General features: G+C 59.0%; 1 protein-coding gene. It reads right to left on the bottom strand.

Going from position 1 to position 1,953, the window contains the following annotated elements; all coding sequences use genetic code 11:
* The coding region (locus tag GY725_24730) for an MMPL family transporter (GenBank protein MCP4007400.1) at nucleotides 1–1,953 on the bottom strand (1,953 nt) is incomplete at both ends.

Genomic DNA, 1,953 nt, shown 5'->3' with positions numbered 1-1,953 from the left:
GCCGATGATGATGCCCCCGATCAGGAGGGTGGGCAGATTGAGGGGGATGTCCATCCATCCCATGTATCCGAGCACGACTACGACCGGCAGTAGATTGGGAATCATGCAGAGCAGGCCCCGTGAGAGGTTGCCTAACATCAATATCATCAACGGTGTGATCAGGACGAGTGCGAACACATAGGAACTCGCCATACTGTGCATGACTCCCAGGAATGAGTTCGAGGTCAAGGCCGTGGCGCCCGTGATCTGGAGGGTCAGGTCGTCTCCGAGAATCCGCTCCAGTCTCTTCTGCAGTTCCTCCAGAAAGTCCGGATAGAAGACCGCGTCGACCATCGGGACCTGAAGGGAGAGACGCGCGCGATCGAAGCTGGTGGTGGTCACCTTTGCCAGATCTTCCCAACCGCTGTTTTCGAATAGCAGCATTTCCTGGGCGAGGGTCGGGCGATCTTGCGGCAAGACGTAGGCGGCGGGGTTGTTTTCGTTCAGCGCCTGATGGGTTTCCTTGGCGATGTCCACGAGCGACACCGTCTTGCCGACGGAAACCGGTCCGAGTGCGAATGATTCAGCGGTTTTCGACGCTGCTTCGATTCTCGCCAGGTTTTCCGGGTCGAGAAGTCCGTCTTCTCGGTGAGAATCGATGAGTATTTCGACTCTCCCGATGCCTTCCATTCGCGAATCGATCAACTCCGTTGCAACCCGAATCGGGTCGTCTTCGGGAATCCACGCCAGGGTGTCCAATCCAAAGCGCAGTTGCGCGATGCCGATTCCCGAGAACGTGACCAGAGCCAGTGTTCCGGACAGGACCCAGACCGGTCGGCGCATGGAGAATCCGCCCATTCTTGTGAGGGCACTCTTCAAACGAGAGGTTGGAAGCTGGTTTCGCGCCGGTGACAGCGGCCATAGAGCCAGTAGGGCCGGCAGTAGCGTCAGGGTGTAGAAGAGCGCCGTCATGATGGCGATCGGCGCGAGCAGGCCCAGGTCGGACACCGGTCGAATGCTGGCCCCGATAAACGACACAAGGCCGGCTGCAGTCGTGAGACTCGTCATGACCACGGCCAGTCCCGAATGTTCCAGAGCATTTGCAATGGCGAGTTCGCGCTCCTGTCCTTTCGCGAGACCCTGATAGACGATCGCGAGGATGTGCACGCTGTCGCAGATGCCGACGGCCAGGATCAGGGAAGGCAGGATCTGCGAAGGAGTGGTGAAGGGAATCCCGAGCAGTGCCATCCAGCCGAAGCTGGTAATGGCCGAGATCACGACCACGATCAGAGAAAGGACGACGGCGGAGACTCTGCGGAAGAGCGCGTAGAGGAGCACGATGATCAGCGCGATGGACAACCCCGTGTACAAGCTGGTGTCGGCTTGCGATACACGGTTCATGTGGTCGGAGATCACCGGCTCACCGACGATGTGAACCGGGAAGTCCGGTGACTCGAATCGTTGTGCGATGCTTCGCGCGGACTGCACCATTTCGTTGAGTGCGTCTTCGCTCAGGAAGGCGGCTTCGCCTTCACTCTCATCGAAACCGCTGAGTGCCGAAACTCCTTCGTCGGAAGCGTAGACCTGAGGTTGGACCACGATCATCGTCAGGTCCGCCTGTCGGGAGATCAGCGTGTTGGCGTAGATCGGATTGGCGAGCACTTGCGCGCGCAGACGAGCGAGGTCCTCCGCGTTCTCAGGCCAATCCACCATCAGTTCTTCGACGATCAGTCGCTCCTGATCTCCGCGCGTCGATCGCGCGTTGATCAAACTCGTGATGTCGTCGACGTAGGGGAGTTCATTGTCGAGGGCGGTGTGGAACGCACGGAGTGTTTCGAGAAATCCCAGATCGAAGACCTCTGGCGGGGAGAGCGCGATCACGAGTGTGTCGTCGCGTTCGAATTCCGAGCGAAAGTCGTCGTAGATGGACAGGGCGGGATCGTCGGGCTGTAGCATCGCCTCGGTCGAAAAATC

This window comes from bacterium (genome assembly GCA_024226335.1).
Lineage (GTDB): Bacteria > Myxococcota_A > UBA9160 > SZUA-336 > SZUA-336 > JAAELY01.
The sequence above is the reverse complement of the archived record's forward strand: the minus strand, read 5'-3'. Positions and strand labels throughout refer to the sequence as shown.